Genomic DNA, 17,236 nt, shown 5'->3' with positions numbered 1-17,236 from the left:
TACCTGAAATATGGTCTGATAATCTGATTATATTGTATTAATGAACATGCTGACCGGCAACAGAAGGGATACAGCATAAAAGATTATTGCTGTGTTTATGAGCTGCGCTTTCTGTCTGTACTGTAACATGATGTATATCATGTTTGAGCAATACTTCTGCAAGCTCATTAACCAGTTTCTCTGCTTCCGTTATCGTTAATGTACCATCAACAACAATATGACAGGACAAAGCATTCATATTGCTGGTAATGGTCCAGGCATGTAAATCATGTACAGCTTTAATTCCCGGCATATTCTCAATCACTTTACCCAGCTGCTCCAGCTCAATTGCATCCGGTGTGCCTTCCATCAGAATACGCAAAGTGGTTTTCAGGATTCCGATTCCACTGTAAGCAATCAGGCAGGCTACCACTATACTTGCTACCGGGTCAGCCCAGCGCCAGCCAAACAGCATCATCAGTACAGCCGCGGCAATAGCACCCACCGAACCTAGTAAATCACCCAGTACGTGTAAAAACGCCCCGCGCATGTTTACATTATGTTCTGTTTCACTACTGCTGTGCATATACCAGGCAATAATAATATTTACCAGTAAACCAATCGTACTGATAACCAGCATGCCCCGGGTAGCAATATCTGGCGGATTAACAAAACGGCCTATGGCTTCATAAACAATCATAACTGCAATTACCATTAGTGCCAGGCCATTTACTGCCGCCGCAATAATTTCAAAGCGTTTATAGCCAAAGGTCTGCCGACCGTTTACCGGCCGCTCACTCAGGTGAAATGCGATTAAAGACAGCGCCAGCGCCAGTGCATCCGAAAACATATGACCAGCATCCGACAGCAGTGCCAGACTATTGGTTAACCAGCCGCCAATAATCTCTACCACCATATATGCACCGATAATCAGCAGTGAAATACTTAAAACTTTTTTATCTGCACTATGTGCACCAAGGTGATGATGGTGATGATGAGTTTCATCATGTTTATGCTCATGTGTATGGTTATGGTCGTGGTCGTGCATAGTATTCCTTTAAATATTGTCTGATACCATTTAATACGTTAAACCCTGACATATGGTAAAAGTCAAATGTGAATATCAGCAGATTTCAGCTCAGATCATTCTGGAATCCATAGTTAATATTTATATACATACCGGCAATAAATTTTTTACATAAGTTGATAATAGCAGAAAACACAGAAATTTTGCCGGTGTTTACTCTGGCTTCGTGCGAAGAAATATTGATATCAGCAAAAGCAGTAAATATTTTTAATATGTTTATTATTTAAATAATAAATTTTTATTTATTAATTTCCTTACATTGTTTCACATATCAAGGTAAAATACTTGTATGTACAAGTCATGTTCAGTGAGCTACTGAATCATTAATAGACTTGAGAATTGACAGCCAATTCAGATTAAGCGAAAAGAATACATATTCCGGTTTGCAGTGTTTATATTTTATGAATATGTATTTTTCATTCACACTGAGAATACTTGTTTATTCTGGTAATGTGAGATTTTTTGTAAGCTTATTCATAATACCGGATCATTGATTGATTATATGCTTTTACAAAACAAATATTGTATGCATATATTAGCTGCCGGAAATAATCCGGATTTAAGCATAAACATGAATTAACTGATTCTCAACTGTTGCTTTTCTTATTATTTATGTTTGGCATGGTTTAACAATCACTACTTTCTGACTGTTTATCTGTTTCATGTTTAGTTTTATATCTATTGAATTCGGCCTTTCATTTATTGTCTTTTTCTGTCTTTACTGGCTGTTGGGCAGCAAACCGAAACTGCAAAATCTGCTTTTACTGTGCACCAGTTATCTGATTGTTTATTTGTGCGGAAAAATACAGGCACTAATTGCATTACTGCTATTTACGGTATTTATTTATGCCACATCTGTACGAATAGTTCATGCCGCTAAACCCAGAATATGGCTGATAACTGCAATCATATGCACTATTCTGAATCTGGCATTATGGAAGTATTTTGATTTTTTCCGCACCTCTGTCAGCTATGGCCTGGATAGTTTGAAACTGAGTTCCGACTGGCTATCGGGTATCATATTACCGCTGGGACTATCCTACTACTCATTTCAGGCCATCAGCTATCTGGTTTCGCTTTATCAGGAGCGATGCCACAATCAGCCTGCCGGTAAAGTTTTTACATTACCGGGTCTAGCCCTGTATCTGGCTTTTTTCCCTACTATTACTGCAGGCCCGATTGCACGCGCCTACGATGCACGCGGGTTAACGGATATATATAAACAGCCCTGCGGCATGGCAACACAAATCTATACTCCGCAACGCCGTAGAATTCTGGCACCTACTCTGGCATTGTGTCTGATTGTAATGGCTTTAATGAAAAACTGGTGGCTGTCCGGCTGGATTGCCGACAACTGGGTAGATCCGGTATTTGCCAATCCCATGCAATATCATAGTCTGGAAATACTGGCTGCCATATATGGCTATACTGTTCAGCTGTTTTTTAATTTTTCCGGTTACAGTGACCTGATGATTGCGATGGGGCTGCTACTGGGATTTCGCCTTCCGGTAAATTTCCGCACACCATTACTGGCACACAATATCCGCGAATTCTGGCTGCGCTGGCACATCAGCTTATCAACCTGGATACGGGATTATATTTATATCCCGTTGGGCGGCGGCCGACATGGAATGGCTCGCACTCAGCTTAACCTGCTGATAGCGATGGCATTATCCGGAATCTGGCACGGGACAGGCTGGCATTTTTTAATCTGGGGCTTATTGCATGCAGCCGGGATGATCTTGCTTAATCTGGGCGACTGGCTGTACAGTCGTCTGCGTCATTGTGAATTGAATAAAGCTCGCGACGCTTTGAGTAAAAGTAGCCGGCCAGCTAAAATTGTCAGCATAGTTGTGACTATACATTTTGTATGTTTTTGTTTTATTTTTTTCCGCGCACCTACACTTAACGATGCTATGCTTTTGTTACACGCATTGCTTTACAACAATATTAATGTACCTCTGAGTACCAATCCGTTTTATTTTTTTAGTTTGTTATTGCTGGCATGGACACTGTATCCATTTCTGGCAAAATTTACCAATATGTTATACAAGCGCGCGGATTCTTTGCCACGATACCGTCTGATTCTTCCTTTATTACTGTTAGTGGTTCTGGTATTAATCTGTGCGCCGGCTGGTATTCCGGGATTTATCTATGCCAATTTCTAAATATCGCCGCGTGCCTTCTTACCGCAAAAAGGGAAGTAAAAAAAAGTTTTCCCAGTTCAGGGAAATAACAGATGTTAGTGTAAAAACCATCACGACCGTACCTATTGTCGTTGCAAGTGAAGAAACAGAAACCAGAGAGCGCCCAAAGAAAAGTAATAAACAACAATTTCGTTTTGTTTTACTATTCTTTCTCATCACTGCAACTATTTCACTTTGGCTGATGCAAAATTCTGTCATCGCCTATTATCAGCAAACTTACCACAGCAATAGTATTTTAACGAACCTGAAACAGCAGACATGGTGGCAAACAGGCAGCCGTGCAGGTGAAGCACTTAATAACGGTTTCAGCCAGCTTAATCAGTATATCAAGTCTGCTAACCTCAGCATCATCACTGCTTTTAATGATAATTATGCCTATACGGACAGCTATAAAGCCAAATTGCAGCAACAACTAAAACTTGCACAGGAACAGCATCGGTTAGCCCAGAAAAAAGCAGCAAAAGAAAATGATATGAAAGCAGCCTTTACGCTTACAGCTGCTGATGAAGTGTTTTTTGCCGGTGATTCATTAATGCAGGGAGTGGCACCGCATGTGCAAAAATGGCTCAGTGATGTTTATGGTATTAAAACCATTAATCTCAGCAAACAGAGTACCGGATTAACCTATCCGAGCTTTTTTAACTGGCCGCAAACTATTGCAAATACGCTGGATAATAATCCGCATATCAAAATACTGGTTATGTTTCTTGGTCCTAATGATCCATGGGATATTCCTGATCCGCATAACGGCAGCAGATTTGTCAGCTTCGCATCTCCTCAATGGGAAAGTATTTACCGCAACCACATCAAAACGATTATGGATAGTGCCCGACAGCATCAGGTCACCGTTTTGTGGCTGACTCCGCCAAGTATGAGAAAACAGAAATTGAATGAGCAAATGATTTATCTGCGTCAGATTACAGCCGATGAAGTAAGCAAAAATCATGGATATGTCGTAGATACCCGCGCAATGCTGGGTAGTAATGGTGATCAATTTTATGATACGGTAACGCAAACCGATGGAAAAAAAATTAAAACCCGCAGTTCAGACGGGATTCATTTTACTGTGACCGGGCAAAAAATTATTGCCCAAAATATTTTTAACCGCTTTAACCTGCCAGCACAAACTATGGATAACGATTCAACAAATGTACAGTAAAAAACATTTTGTCATTTTAAGTTGCTGCCTATCGATCATGGCCTGTTCAGCAGATCCGGTTCCGGCAAAATCTGGCCGCAAACAGGTATCAGCATCTTCGCAGAATAATCATGCTGCACAGATTGCCCAAGCATTACAGAAAAAAAGCATCAATATAGTACAAATTGGTGATTCACATACAGCAGCTGATTACCTTACTGATGCTGCCCGTGTGTACTTACAGCAGCAATTAGGCAATGGCGGTCCCGGCTGGGCTATGCCGACTCAGTTTCCGGGTTTACGTCTGGCGCGTTTTACCTATCAGAATCAGGGCTGGCAGGCTATCTCCAGCCGTACCGATACCAGCCAAAATTATGCACTTGGCGGTTTGGTAGCTGTTCCTTCTGTGGGGGCTGTGATGACCATCAAAACACGTGGAGAGCCCGAAGCCGAACAAACGGTTACCGTCACTATCCGTCAGGGACCGAATGATGAAGATTTAACGATTACCGACAGTAATGGTAAACAGATTGAACTTGGCGCACAACCCAAAGACAATCAATGGCATTTCAGTCAGTTTAATGCACGTTTTCCGATTACCGTTACCGCCGGTATGAATTTTCAGACAGCCATAGGCGGCTGGTGGGTACGTAATCAAAACCGTCAGGGTGTGGTATTTTCTGCTCTGGGAATTAATGGAGCCCAGCTTACTCAGTGGCAACGCTGGAATACTCAGGCATGGCAGCAGGAGTTGAATGTTACTGCTCCCGACCTGATTATTCTTGCCTACGGTACCAACGAAGCCTATAACGGAGTTGAGATTGAAACCGTTAGACAAAATCTGATTGAAACTATTAACCGCATTCGTGCGGCCTCACCCAACAGCGCCATTATGATTCTTGGTGCACCGGAAAGCCTGAAAAGTACAGCCGGCTCATGCGGTGTACGACCGGAAAAACTCACTGAATTACAGGAAATGCAAAAAGAAGTGGCACAAAGCCAGCAGGTATTTTTCTGGGACTGGCAGGCAGTAATGGGTGGTGAATGCAGTATGAAACCATGGATTAATCAGGGACTGGCCCGGAATGATGGTGTTCACTTTACCTCAAAAGGTTACCAGCGGCTTGGTCAGGCACTGGGTGAAAGTATTTTATCCATGCGTCAGCAGCGGTAATTCTGTATTTAAATAAAAAAACCGGTTCTGCGGGTAATTATATCCTGCAAAACCGGTTATTTTTTATTCAGTCTGTTTAGCGTTTCGCCAGCCCCTGCTGATGCAAAAATGGCAGAATCTGCGGACGTAAAGGCTGAGAAAAATTATTAGCCACAGCCTTACTCCAGTTCAGATCCAGACCACTGCGCTCTTTATAATAAGCAGTGAGCTGTTCATCATAAGCAGCCAGTTTGGCTGCATCAAGTGCCTTATAACGGTTTTCACTCACTAGTGTTTCCAAAGGCAGACGGGGACGATACATCGGATCCTGAGCCGGATGCCCGATACACATGCCAAACAGCGGAAAAGTTAATGGCGGCAACGCCAGTATTTCTGCCGCACGGGCGACATCATTACGCAGAGAACCAATATACACACCGCCCAAGCCCATTGATTCCGCTGCCAGAAGACAGTTTTGTGCCATGATACCGGCATCCACAGCACCGAGAATTAATCCTTCAGTCCAGTCCAGCTGGGCTTCAGGAAAAGCCTGCTTGTGTTTTGTGTAATCAATACAAAATACCCAGAATTCTGCAGCAGTACGTACGTATTTCTGATTAGCTGCAACTTCACATAAAGCCGCACGTTTTTCCGCATCTGTAACGCGAATAATATGGGTACTCTGCATAAAACTGGATGAAGAAGCAGCACGACCGGCCTCCCAGATCGCTTCACGCTGCTCATCCGTTAAAGCTTCTTCAGTAAATTTACGGATGGAGCGATGACGGTAAATAGTCGGTAAAGTAGCTTCACTCTTTAGATTGGTGTGGTAACTCATGATTATTCCTGATATTAATTTTAGCGTTTCAGACGCAGCGCCAGTTCAGCCAGCCGCTTACCCTGCGCAAACGTCAGTGCCTCTTCTTCGGCACTCAATTGGATATTATTATTATGACCGGCCACATGGCTGGCACCGTAAGGTGTTCCGCCACTATGGGTACCATTAAGCTGTGGTTCACTGAACGGAATACCGCACAACAGCATCCCGTGATGCAAAAGCGGAGTCATCATACTTAAAAGCGTACTTTCCTGACCACCATGCAAACTGGTGGTACTGGTAAATACACAGGCTGGTTTGCCAATCAGACTACCCGCCAGCCACAGGCTGCTGGTACTGTCGAGAAAATATTTAACTGGTGCAGCACAATTTCCAAACCTCGTCGGACTGCCCAGAGCAAGCGCGGCACAGTTCTGAACTTCATCCAGAGTAACATAAGGCGCTCCTTCATCCGGAATCTCTGCTGCTGTTGCTTCACATACAGCCGATACTTTCGGTACAGTGCGTAACAAAGCTTCACACCCTTCTACACTATCTGCACCTCGAGCCAGTGCCAGTGCCAGATTACGGGTACTGCCTGACAGGCTGTAATACACCACCAGAATAGGTAAATCGGCCATATACTGCTCCTTGAAGATTGTCTGAAGGCTATTATTGTGCCGTAAGTGTCATAAATTGACCAGCCTGCACGGAAAGTCTGCGCCGTCTGCTCTTTTTGGTTACAATCAGCCATGTGAGGAGTCGCCATGAATATACAATTATTTAAAAGCAAATATTTACAGCAGCGCCTGCCACAGTTTTTATTGTTTGTTGCGCAGAACTATCAGCGCTGCAAGCTGCCGCTTATTGCCGCCAGCCTGACATTTACTACGCTGCTGGCACTGGTACCGTTTTTTACTATTACTGTTATTGTCATTAATGCGTTTCCCATGTTTGCAGATATGGCCACACGCTTTAATCAGTTTCTGACTCATATTATTGTACCGGCTGCCGGTGCCGATTCTGTCAGTGACTATCTGTATGACTTCCGGGATAAAGCCAGCGGATTAACCGCTGTCGGTATCAGTTTTATGATTATTACTTCACTGATGCTGATACAGACAATCGAGCATGCATTTAATCAAATCTGGCAAGCACGCGATCAGCGACCACTATGGATTCGTATTCTGATTTACTGGGCACTGCTAACCCTGGGACCGGTCGTGCTGGGAATGAGTCTGTCTTTTATTAATTTATTATCTAATCCGGCCAATATGGCCAATCAGATACCGTTTTACAGCACACTTTTTAAAATTATCACTAATCTGGCGCTATTCACCATTTTATTGTTTTTATTATATAAACTGGTACCATTTTGTTTTGTTCGATGGCAGCATGCTCTGCTGGGTGCTTTCATCACAGCAGTGGGGCTGGATTTATTGCGGCGCGGCTTTGCTATTTTTGTTACCTATTTCGGCAATTATCAGAAAGTATATGGTGCATTTGCAGCAATACCGGTATTTTTAATCTGGCTGAATTTATTATGGTTACTGTTACTTGCCGGTGCTGTACTTACCTCTTCTCTGCCCTACTGGCATCAGGACAGATTCCGCCATCTGCGTCAGTATCAGCCATTTGAAAATGCACTTGATCTGTTGTATCAGCTGGTAACAGCTCAGCAACAAGGACAGGCTGTCAAATCTTATCTGTTGCAGCAAAAGCTCGGAATCAGTGATAAACATTTAGACCAGATACTTTCTAAACTCGAAAAGCAGCATTATATTGCTTACTGTAGTGACGGCTGGATACTGCAAAAAGATCCGGATAAAATCATGTTGTCAGATTTGTATCAACTATTTATTTATCAGCCTAATCACAATTCAGCCGTAGCTACTTCCGTAAACACCCTGCTACAGCCATGTTTACAGCAACTGAATATCAGTCTGTCCCGATGGGCAAGACAACTACAACAGCAAACACAAAATCAATCATAAAAATTATTCTGACACTGGTAATTTCAGATAAATAGTTTTACATTTACCTGTTTTAGGATGGATTGCCCGATACACAACCATGTCCCTGTTAACTCAATCATCAGCCTTGTTAAAGCAGTTCAAACAGAAAATAACCGCCAAACCAAAACTCTGGTGTGGTATTGCCGTGGCAATCGTATTGCTTCTGGTTATACTGGTTGTACTCATATCCGGCCGTAAATACAATTCAGATCGTTATCAGCCAAAGCATATAACACTTAAACTGGCACCGGTTAACATTAAAACCCAGGCACCTGTACAGAATTTCTGGCGGGACGAAATCGTCCAGCCCGGCGATACGATTAACATGGTACTAAGCCGCTTTGGTATCAGTGCAGATGAAATTCAGCGCATTACCAGTCTTAACATCATCAAAAATAAGGTACAGCATTTACAGGTCAATCAGGTTTTCAGTATCCGCACCGATAACAATGGCCTCCTTACCGATATCCAGTTTTTTAATGATGATGATAATGGCGAAAAAAATCTGGTGGCACTGAAAAAAACCGGTAATAACTGGAATGCCGATATCAGCGCAGTGGATACTGAAACTCTGCCGACATTTAAAGCCGTTGTCGTTAAAACCTCTGCACGAGGAGCACTGGCACAAGCAGGTATTCCGGTAGAAATCAGAGAATCACTGCGTGAAATTTTCAAAGACAAAATTGATATTAACTCGCTGCAAAGTGGCGATACTATCCGCCTGATTTACGACAGCCTGTATTATCGCGGTCAGGAACTGGCAACAGGTGATATACGCGCAGCAGAATTCAGCCACAATGGCAATATTTATCATGCCTATTATTACGATACCGGTAATGATGGTAACGGCCAGTACTATGATGTAAACGGTAAACCTTTGCGCAAAGGATTTTCCAGTGTACCAGTCGATGGTGCACGGATTTCTTCCCCCTTTGGTACACGTTTTCATCCGATACTGCAAACTCTGCGCATGCACAGCGGTATCGATTATGCTGTTGCCAGCGGAACACCCATACATGCCCCATCGGATGGTACTGTTGAAAGCTTTGGTGTCAAAGGGGGCTATGGCAATGCAGTTGTGCTGCGACACAACGACAGCATGCAAACTCTGTACGGACACATGAGTGCTTTTGCTAATCTAAGTGTTGGTCAGCATGTACAGGCTGGTGATATTATCGGATACGTAGGCAGTACCGGCGTTTCTACCGGCCCGCATCTGCATTACGAAGTCCGGATTAACGGACAGCCGGTAAATCCGACCAGCGTTGCCCTGCCGACCCGCACACTGAATGCACGTGAACTGGCTGACTTCAAAAAGAAACAGCATCACTGGGATAAGCAGTTATCCGGCTTTCGTAATCTGAATGTGACCATTGCCCAGCTGGATTAACTGATAGCGGTATCTGCTCTGGAACTCACCAAACTTTACGCATACAATACCCGTTTTGCTGAAACAGAATCCATCATGAAAATTGCCACCTGGAATGTCAACTCCCTCAATGTGCGTCTGCCGCATACGCTGCGCTGGCTCGAAGAAAACCAGCCGGATATACTGGCTTTGCAGGAACTGAAACTTGAGCAGGATAAATTCCCGGAAACTGAATTTACCCAAATTGGCTATCATGCAGCATGGAACGGGCAAAAAACCTATAATGGCGTTGCCATACTCAGCAGACAGCCTCTTGAGGACGTAACAGTTGATATCCCCGAATTGAATGAACCGCAAAAACGTATTATTGCGGCAACGGTTAATGATGTCAGAATTATCTGTGCTTATTGCGTCAATGGTGAGGCTGTAGGCAGCGAAAAATTTGCCTATAAAGAGTGTTGGTTTGCGGCACTGAATAATTATATCAACACTGAGCTGGCACAACATCCTAAAACCATATTGCTGGGCGATTTTAATATCGCACCACACGATACAGATGTTTATGACCCGGTAAAATGGCAGGACAAAGTATTGTGTTCAGCACAGGAGCGCAGCTGGTTTCAGCAGTTGCTGAATCTGGGATTAACAGACAGTCTGTATTATCTTTATCCGGACAGCACAAACTATACATGGTGGGATTACCGTATGAATATGTTTAAACGCAAACTTGGTTTACGCATAGATCATATACTGATCAGCAATGCGTTATTGCCGGCTTTGCGTGAAGTACAGATAGACAGCGAAGCCCGCGGCTGGGAACGCCCTAGTGATCATGCACCGGTAATGGCTACTTTCGCCTGATGAACAGCACACCTTCTTTTCAATACTATATCGGCCTGATGTCAGGCACCAGCATGGATGGTATTGATGCCGTACTGGCCAAACTTTCCGGTACTCAATGGCTGGGTGTCTGTGCACATGCATTCGTCGCCTACCCGGAAACACTCAGGCAGCAGCTATTATCATTACAAATACCACAGCAGAACGAACTGGCACAGGCAGCGGTACTGGCACAGCAGCTGGCACGCCTGAATGCTCAGGCTGTCAGTACAGTGCTCAGTACAGCACAAACCGAAGCACGAGCCGTGACAGCACTGGGCTGTCACGGTCAGACCATACGTCATGTACCGGAACAGCATTACAGTATTCAGCTAATGGACTGGGCACTACTGGCCGAACTTACCGGCATCACAACAGTAGGTGATTTTCGCAGTCGCGATCTGGCTGCCGGTGGTCAGGGTGCGCCATTGGTACCGGCCTTCCATCAGGCAGTTTTTGCTGATGAAAAGCAATGCCGTGTGGTTCTGAATCTAGGCGGCATTGCCAATATCAGTGTTCTGCAACCACACCAGCCGGCATTCGGCTTCGATACCGGTCCGGCCAATATGCTGATGGATGCATGGGTACAGCAAAACTGGCAGCAAGAATTTGATTTTAACGGCACACTGGCCGCACAAGGCCGGACAATTGAGCCATTGCTGCAAGCCATGCTCAGCCATGCCTATTTCAGCCAGCCTTATCCCAAAAGCACCGGCCGTGATTTATTCAGTTTCGATTGGCTCAGCCAGTATCTTAACGGACAGGAAAATCCCGCAGATGTATTACGCACTCTGCTTGAACTAACCGCACACAGTGCAGTAAATGCCATTATAAATGCCGCACCTGATGCCGGCTGCGTATATGCATGTGGCGGCGGGGCGCAAAATCTGCTTCTGATGCAAACACTGGCACAGCAACTTGAATTACACCGGATATCTCTATACAGCACCGATACTTTACAACTTCCGGCACAACTGGTTGAGGCTTCTGCCTTTGCCTGGCTGGCTGCATGCTGGTATCAGCGTCAGCCTGTAGCCACTCATCATGCTACGGGTGCTCATGGTGCACGTATACCCGGCTGCGGTTACTGGGTTTGATACTCCGCAAAAAACCGTTAAATCCTGTTACTAATATCAGATACAGAGCCTGACAGAACGTATAATAACCAGTTAATTTCTGATAAAAATACCAAATTAAGCTGCAACATTTATGGCCACAACACGAAAAAAAACTGCTCCGAGCAAGCAGTTACCGAAAGAACTCAAACCACAGGAAATCAGCAAACCCAGACAGCCATGGTTAATGAACCTCATTAATGATATTTTCTGGTTGCTGGCACTGATGATTACCCTGTTTGTCATACTGTCATTAGCCAGCTTTGATATGGCTGATCCGGCATGGTCGCGCGGTATTGCACAAATTAATAAAACTCATAATCTGGCTGGTCTTACCGGAGCATGGCTGTCTGATATCGGCTACTACATTTTCGGTTTATCTGTCTGGTGGTTAATTATTGCTGCCATTATCGCCCTGTATAAAAGCATTCGTCCGCTCAATGCACGCTCTCTTAACACCAGCGTTGACAGTAAACCCTACAGCAGCTGGCTGGCTCTGAGTGGTTTAGCTGTACTTCTGGTTTTCAGCCCTGCCCTGGAAAATCTGGTATTTACCAGTATGCTTGAGAATGCTCTGCCTATTGGTGCAGGAGGCTTAACCGGGCAGAGTTTCGGAAAACTATTACATCAGTTCTTCGGTATGACCGGCGGTCTGATTATCAGTATATTTATGATGCTGATCGGGCTGTCAATGTTATTGCAGGTATCGTGGTTAACCGTAATCGAAAAACTTGGTGCACAGTTTGAATGGTTCTGGTGCAAATTACTGCGCCGGCCGCAGCGGTTAATTACCGAATTTCCTAACAACAAAACCGTCCGGCGTGTAGTCAGACAGGCTAAAAATATTACAGCAAAAAATATCGAACCGCCCGAGCTTACCACCAGCAACCGTAAAACCGTGGCTGTACGTACAGAAGTACCCGTCGCACAGGATTTAACAGAACCGGCACCGGTATCTGAACCTATAGCAAAAAGTGATAATGGTCTGATTCATTTACCGGATACAGAATTACTCAGCAAACCCTCCGGTCAGCCTGCTGTGGTTAACAGCGAGCTTTTGCAGCAAACGGCTGCACACATCGAATCCCGATTGAAAGAATTCGGTGTTGAAGTAGAAGTGACCAGTGCCACTACCGGCCCAGTTATTACCCGCTATGAAATCGAACCGGCACAGGGAGTAAAAGGCAGCCAGATAGTCAATCTTAATAAAGATCTGGCCCGCTCCCTTTCAGTACAAAGCGTACGTGTTGTAGAAACCATCGCCGGTAAAACCACAATGGGCATTGAGCTGCCTAATGAAGAACGCCAAAACGTTCTGCTGTCAGAAATACTGGGCGCAAAAATCTTTCATGAAGCCACTGATAAATTAACCATGGCTATGGGGAAAGATATTGCCGGTGCACCCGTGATTGCCAGTCTTGCGAAAATGCCGCATTTACTGGTTGCCGGTACTACCGGCTCTGGTAAATCTGTCGGTGTTAACTGCATGATTCTGTCGATTTTATACAAAGCACAGCCGGACGAAGTGCGCTTTATCATGGTAGACCCGAAAATGCTGGAATTAAGTGTATACGACGGCATTCCGCATCTGCTTGCTCCGGTGGTTACCGATATGAAAGAAGCAGCTCAGGCACTCAACTGGTGTGTTACCGAAATGGAAAAACGTTACCGGCTGTTAGCGCATGTCGGAGTACGCAACATTACCGGCTTTAATGACAAAGTAGCAGCTGCCAAAGCAGCATCAACGCCACTGGTTAACCCATTCAGTACCAATCCGGACGATCCGGAACCATTGGATAAACTGCCTTATATCGTTGTTGTTATTGATGAGCTGGCTGACCTGATGATGGTAGAAGGCAAAAAAGTAGAACAGCAGATTGCCCGGCTGGCACAAAAAGCCCGTGCTGCCGGTATCCACCTGATACTGGCAACACAGCGCCCGAGTGTTGATGTGATTACCGGACTGATTAAAGCCAATATTCCCACCCGGCTTTCATTTCAGGTATCCAGTAAAATTGACAGCCGTACCATTCTGGATCAGATGGGTGCTGAAAACCTCCTGGGTAAAGGTGATATGTTGTTTTTACCGCCCGGTCAGGCAGAACCTACCCGTCTGCATGGTGCATTTGTCTCCGATGATGAAGTTCATGCCATCGTTAACTTCATTAAACAGCAGGCTCCTGCCCAATACGTAGAAGGCTTATTATCAGGAGAGGCTGCTCAGACCAATGTTAATCAGGTTAATCCGAACGCCAACAGTGACGAATTATTCGACCAGGCGGTAGCCTTTGTACTGGAAACCCGTAAAACATCTATTTCATCTTTACAACGCCATCTGCGCATTGGTTACAACCGTGCAGCAAATCTGATGGAAGCACTCGAAGCCGCAGGTATCGTTTCACCTGCTGAGCTGGGTGGTAGCCGGCGGATTCTGGCACACAAAGACAGCCTGTAAAGATTAATTACCTTTCTCGGTCTGCCAGTAATTAAAGCCGCAATAAATATATTTTATTGCGGCTTTAACAGCTTTATAAATTCAGTTTAAGCTGCTTTTTTACAAGTATAAGCGAATCCGACTGCGCCAATCACAATCATCGGCAGACTGAGCCATTGCCCCATAGACATATGCATCGCCAGCAAACCCAGATAGTCATCAGGTTCACGTGCAAACTCAACAATAAACCTGAATACACCGTAGCCAAGTAAAAACAGCATAGATGCCTGCCCCAGCGGACGAGGTTTTTTAGTAAACAGCCACATAATCACAAACAGCACAATTCCTTCAAGCATAAATTCATACAACTGTGAAGGATGGCGCGGCAGCATCTGAAATTTTTCCCATACCGGCAGCCATTGTTGCGGATCCTGCTTCACCAGCGCCACATCATCATCATGCGCGTGCGGAAAACCCATCGCCCAGAAAGCATCAGCACTGGTAACACGCCCCCACAGCTCGCCGTTAATAAAATTACCGATACGACCGCATGCCAGTCCGAGCGGTATCAGCGGCGCTACAAAATCGGCTACTGCCCAGAATTTAACCTTGTGTTTGCAGGCAAACAGCCACATAGCGACCAGCACTCCGATAAAGCCGCCATGAAACGACATACCACCCTGCCAGATTTTCAGAATATCCAGCGGATGACTGAAATAGTACGAAGACTGATAAAACAACACATATCCCAGACGCCCGCCCAGTATCACGCCGAATACACCCCAGGTAAATAAATCTTCCAGCAATTCATTGGTAAATATGGTCTGCCCGCTTTTAATCCGTCTGCGTCCCAGCCAGATAAACAAACAAAAACCAACAATATAACTTAATGCGTACCAGCGAATGGCCAAAGGACCCAGATGTATCAGTACTGGATCAAAATTCGGATGGATCATCATAAATTTAGCATTCCTCAGATATCCTGCTTATTTCATCAGTCACAACAGCCTGTCACCCTATTCTGGATAACAACCAGAATGACCAGAAATACCACAACCAAAATAACAGACAGTTTAACTCATATTAGCCAATCTATGCGCCACTTTCCGCATTTCATCCCTTGATAGCAATACCGAACAGATTGAAATAGAAAAATTATTCATTTAATTGATTCAGTATTTATTGACAGCTGTTATTAAGCAGCCTAATATAAAATATGTATTTTATATACATATTAAATTATACAAAATTTTCGGGAGAACAATCATGCAACTTACTACCAGACAAATCGAACTGGTTCAGTCTACTATTCCAACTCTAAAGGAACACGGTGTTGAACTAACCCGCTACTTTTACAACAGGATGCTCACTAATAACCCCGACCTGAAAGAAATATTTAACCTTGGCAACCAGCGCAATGATGCGCAACCACATGCACTGGCCAGTGCAGTACTGGCTTATGCTCAAAACATTACCAAATTACAGAACCTCGGCGATGCAGTTAGTCAGATCGCTCACCGGCATGTCAGTCTGGATATTCAGCCGGATCAGTATCCAATTGTTGGTACCAATCTGCTGCACTCCATCAGTGAGGTATTGAACGTCCCCATGGAAAGCGAACTGATAGAAGCATGGACTGCTGCTTATCAGCAACTGGCCGACATTCTTATTACCACAGAAGCAAATCTATATAAGAAACAAGATAAAACTGAAGGCGGCTGGAATGGCTGGAAAAAATTTAAAATAGTTGATAAGCAGATTGAAAGCAGCGAGATTACCTCTTTTTATCTGCAACCGGCAGACAACAGTCCGCTGCCGGAGTATAAGCCCGGTCAGTATATTTCCGTTCGGGTTATGGTACCTCAGCTAGGCATCCGGCAACCGCGTCAGTACTCACTTTCCGACAGCAATCACCCGAACTATTTCCGCATCAGCGTCAAAAAAGAAATTGGTGACAAACAACATGCTGAAGGTTATGTGTCTACAACTCTGCATGAGCATTACCAGATCGGTGATGAACTGGAAGTAACCAACCCGACAGGTACTTTTATACTCCACCATCCGCATAAAAATACTGTTCTGATTAGCGCAGGTGTTGGTATCACACCCATGATTGCTATTCTGAATACCCTTGCCGCAGAAAAAAATCCGCATCAGCAAATCAGTTTTATTCATGCCTGCCGCAACAGTAATGTACTGGCGATGTACCAGCATATCACCGAATTGCAGCAAAGCATGCCTAATCTGCACAGCTATCTGGCCTGTGAAAATCCGGGTAAAGAATTAGCAGCAGATAAAACTGGTCGTCTGAATTTATCCGAACTGGACAGCTCACTACTGCCTGCTGATGCAGACTATTATATTTGCGGCCCGATAGAATTTATGCATGCACAATATCAGGCTCTGCGTGATTTACAAATACCACAAAGTCAGATTTTCATGGAATTGTTCGGTACAGGCGGATTCAGCCAGCTGGCAGCATAATAACCATTTTGAAATTATTTAAACGAAATCTTTTCATGGCAGCTGAAAACAGGCAAAATTGACCTTCCATTAGTCTGACAGTCTGCCATGCAATTAAACCGTTTTACCGATTTAGGCCTACGCGTATTATTAGCTTTACAATACCTGCCTGAGAACAGACTTTCTACCGTAGAAAGTCTGGCCAGACAGCTCAGCGTATCTAAAAATCATCTGGTAAAAATTGTATATTTCATGGCACAGAGCGGCTGGATTGATTCCTTTAAGGGTAGAAAAGGCGGTATAAAACTGGCTGCCTCCAGCTATCAGCTTAAACTGGGTGATATTGTTCAGGCACTGGAGCTGGCCTCATCAGAGACCCCTCATTTAATCAACTGCCGGCAACCCCCATGCTCAATGGCAGAGTTTTGCTATCTTCCCCGACTATTCAGCGAAGCGCAGCAAGCCTTTTATCATTCCCTGAACCGCTATACCCTCAGTCAGCTCAGGGCTCCGGCTGACAATCAGGCAATTATCAAATGGCTGGAGCAGCCAGAATAAATCAGCTGAAAACTCAAGCTGA

General features: G+C 44.5%; 14 protein-coding genes. 10 read left to right on the top strand and 4 right to left on the bottom strand.

The window, feature by feature from the left end; translation table 11 throughout:
* Positions 1-37 precede the first annotated feature (37 nt).
* Positions 38-1,027, bottom strand: coding sequence for a cation diffusion facilitator family transporter (locus H3U73_RS02990; protein WP_084550217.1), 990 nt, complete (start codon positions 1,025-1,027; stop codon positions 38-40).
* Positions 1,028-1,728: 701 nt separating this feature from the next.
* Here H3U73_RS02990 and H3U73_RS02985 point away from each other — a divergent pair.
* Genes H3U73_RS02985 through H3U73_RS02975 form a run of 3 tightly spaced genes read left to right on the top strand, consistent with a single transcriptional unit; the run spans position 1,729 to position 5,585 of the window.
* The gene (locus H3U73_RS02985) at positions 1,729-3,234 is read left to right on the top strand and encodes an MBOAT family protein (protein WP_084550215.1); all 1,506 of its coding nucleotides are present in this window, start codon (positions 1,729-1,731) and stop codon (positions 3,232-3,234) included.
* Positions 3,221-4,432 carry an SGNH family hydrolase gene (locus H3U73_RS02980; protein ID WP_084550214.1) on the top strand — a complete coding sequence of 404 codons (1,212 nt, stop codon included), beginning with the start codon at positions 3,221-3,223 and terminating at the stop codon, positions 4,430-4,432. The genes H3U73_RS02985 and H3U73_RS02980 overlap by 14 nt, the downstream gene beginning before the upstream one ends.
* 37 nt (positions 4,433-4,469) lie before the next feature.
* The gene (locus tag H3U73_RS02975; protein WP_172397382.1) at positions 4,470-5,585 is read left to right on the top strand and encodes an SGNH/GDSL hydrolase family protein; all 1,116 of its coding nucleotides are present in this window, start codon (positions 4,470-4,472) and stop codon (positions 5,583-5,585) included.
* A gap of 76 nt (positions 5,586-5,661) precedes the next feature.
* On the opposite strand, the gene nfsA is transcribed toward H3U73_RS02975, so the two are convergent.
* Positions 5,662-6,402 carry an oxygen-insensitive NADPH nitroreductase gene (nfsA, locus tag H3U73_RS02970; protein WP_144363178.1) on the bottom strand — a complete coding sequence of 247 codons (741 nt, stop codon included), beginning with the start codon at positions 6,400-6,402 and terminating at the stop codon, positions 5,662-5,664.
* Between the two features lie 20 nt (positions 6,403-6,422).
* On the bottom strand, positions 6,423-7,022 hold the full coding sequence (gene wrbA, locus H3U73_RS02965; RefSeq protein WP_084550201.1) for an NAD(P)H:quinone oxidoreductase: 600 nt from the start codon (positions 7,020-7,022) through the stop codon (positions 6,423-6,425).
* 126 nt (positions 7,023-7,148) lie between these two features.
* Here wrbA and H3U73_RS02960 point away from each other — a divergent pair, with 126 nt between their 5' ends.
* The 5 genes from H3U73_RS02960 to H3U73_RS02940 all read left to right on the top strand — a co-directional run bounded on the left by H3U73_RS02960 (position 7,149) and on the right by H3U73_RS02940 (position 14,214).
* Positions 7,149-8,375, top strand: a complete 1,227-nt coding sequence (locus H3U73_RS02960) for a YihY family inner membrane protein (RefSeq protein ID WP_084550199.1) — start codon at positions 7,149-7,151, stop codon at positions 8,373-8,375.
* 79 nt (positions 8,376-8,454) lie between these two features.
* Positions 8,455-9,786: a LysM peptidoglycan-binding domain-containing M23 family metallopeptidase gene (locus H3U73_RS02955; RefSeq protein WP_084550197.1), complete on the top strand. Its 1,332-nt coding sequence runs from the start codon at positions 8,455-8,457 to the stop codon at positions 9,784-9,786.
* 75 nt (positions 9,787-9,861) lie between these two features.
* Positions 9,862-10,626, top strand: coding sequence for an exodeoxyribonuclease III (xth, locus tag H3U73_RS02950; RefSeq protein WP_025330913.1), 765 nt, complete (start codon positions 9,862-9,864; stop codon positions 10,624-10,626).
* The gene (locus tag H3U73_RS02945) at positions 10,626-11,741 is read left to right on the top strand and encodes an anhydro-N-acetylmuramic acid kinase (RefSeq protein ID WP_110414301.1); all 1,116 of its coding nucleotides are present in this window, start codon (positions 10,626-10,628) and stop codon (positions 11,739-11,741) included. The genes xth and H3U73_RS02945 overlap by 1 nt, the downstream gene beginning before the upstream one ends.
* 112 nt (positions 11,742-11,853) lie before the next feature.
* On the top strand, positions 11,854-14,214 hold the full coding sequence (locus tag H3U73_RS02940; protein ID WP_198190021.1) for a DNA translocase FtsK: 2,361 nt from the start codon (positions 11,854-11,856) through the stop codon (positions 14,212-14,214).
* A gap of 86 nt (positions 14,215-14,300) precedes the next feature.
* On the opposite strand, the gene lgt is transcribed toward H3U73_RS02940, so the two are convergent.
* Positions 14,301-15,152, bottom strand: coding sequence for a prolipoprotein diacylglyceryl transferase (gene lgt / locus H3U73_RS02935; protein WP_198190020.1), 852 nt, complete (start codon positions 15,150-15,152; stop codon positions 14,301-14,303).
* Between the two features lie 307 nt (positions 15,153-15,459).
* On the opposite strand from lgt, the gene hmpA reads away from it, so the two are divergent.
* Positions 15,460-16,677, top strand: a complete 1,218-nt coding sequence (gene hmpA / locus H3U73_RS02930) for an NO-inducible flavohemoprotein (protein WP_198190019.1) — start codon at positions 15,460-15,462, stop codon at positions 16,675-16,677.
* A gap of 87 nt (positions 16,678-16,764) precedes the next feature.
* Positions 16,765-17,214, top strand: coding sequence for an Rrf2 family transcriptional regulator (locus H3U73_RS02925; RefSeq protein ID WP_084586324.1), 450 nt, complete (start codon positions 16,765-16,767; stop codon positions 17,212-17,214).
* The last annotated feature ends 22 nt before the right edge of the window (positions 17,215-17,236 follow it).

The organism is Snodgrassella sp. W8124 (assembly GCF_016100875.1).
Taxonomy (GTDB): domain Bacteria; phylum Pseudomonadota; class Gammaproteobacteria; order Burkholderiales; family Neisseriaceae; genus Snodgrassella; species Snodgrassella alvi.
The sequence above is the reverse complement of the archived record's forward strand: the minus strand, read 5'-3'. Positions and strand labels throughout refer to the sequence as shown.

Bases quoted from the DNA above. Each gene is read 5' to 3' on its own strand.
- H3U73_RS02990 (WP_084550217.1), bottom strand. From the start codon at position 1,027: ATGCACGACCACGACCATAACCATACACATGAGCATAAACATGATGAA.
- H3U73_RS02985 (WP_084550215.1), top strand. From the start codon at position 1,729: ATGTTTAGTTTTATATCTATTGAATTCGGCCTTTCATTTATTGTCTTT.
- H3U73_RS02980 (WP_084550214.1), top strand. From the start codon at position 3,221: ATGCCAATTTCTAAATATCGCCGCGTGCCTTCTTACCGCAAAAAGGGA.
- H3U73_RS02975 (WP_172397382.1), top strand. From the start codon at position 4,470: ATGGCCTGTTCAGCAGATCCGGTTCCGGCAAAATCTGGCCGCAAACAG.
- nfsA (WP_144363178.1), bottom strand. From the start codon at position 6,402: ATGAGTTACCACACCAATCTAAAGAGTGAAGCTACTTTACCGACTATT.
- wrbA (WP_084550201.1), bottom strand. From the start codon at position 7,022: ATGGCCGATTTACCTATTCTGGTGGTGTATTACAGCCTGTCAGGCAGT.
- H3U73_RS02960 (WP_084550199.1), top strand. From the start codon at position 7,149: ATGAATATACAATTATTTAAAAGCAAATATTTACAGCAGCGCCTGCCA.
- H3U73_RS02955 (WP_084550197.1), top strand. From the start codon at position 8,455: ATGTCCCTGTTAACTCAATCATCAGCCTTGTTAAAGCAGTTCAAACAG.
- xth (WP_025330913.1), top strand. From the start codon at position 9,862: ATGAAAATTGCCACCTGGAATGTCAACTCCCTCAATGTGCGTCTGCCG.
- H3U73_RS02945 (WP_110414301.1), top strand. From the start codon at position 10,626: ATGAACAGCACACCTTCTTTTCAATACTATATCGGCCTGATGTCAGGC.
- H3U73_RS02940 (WP_198190021.1), top strand. From the start codon at position 11,854: ATGGCCACAACACGAAAAAAAACTGCTCCGAGCAAGCAGTTACCGAAA.
- lgt (WP_198190020.1), bottom strand. From the start codon at position 15,152: ATGATGATCCATCCGAATTTTGATCCAGTACTGATACATCTGGGTCCT.
- hmpA (WP_198190019.1), top strand. From the start codon at position 15,460: ATGCAACTTACTACCAGACAAATCGAACTGGTTCAGTCTACTATTCCA.
- H3U73_RS02925 (WP_084586324.1), top strand. From the start codon at position 16,765: ATGCAATTAAACCGTTTTACCGATTTAGGCCTACGCGTATTATTAGCT.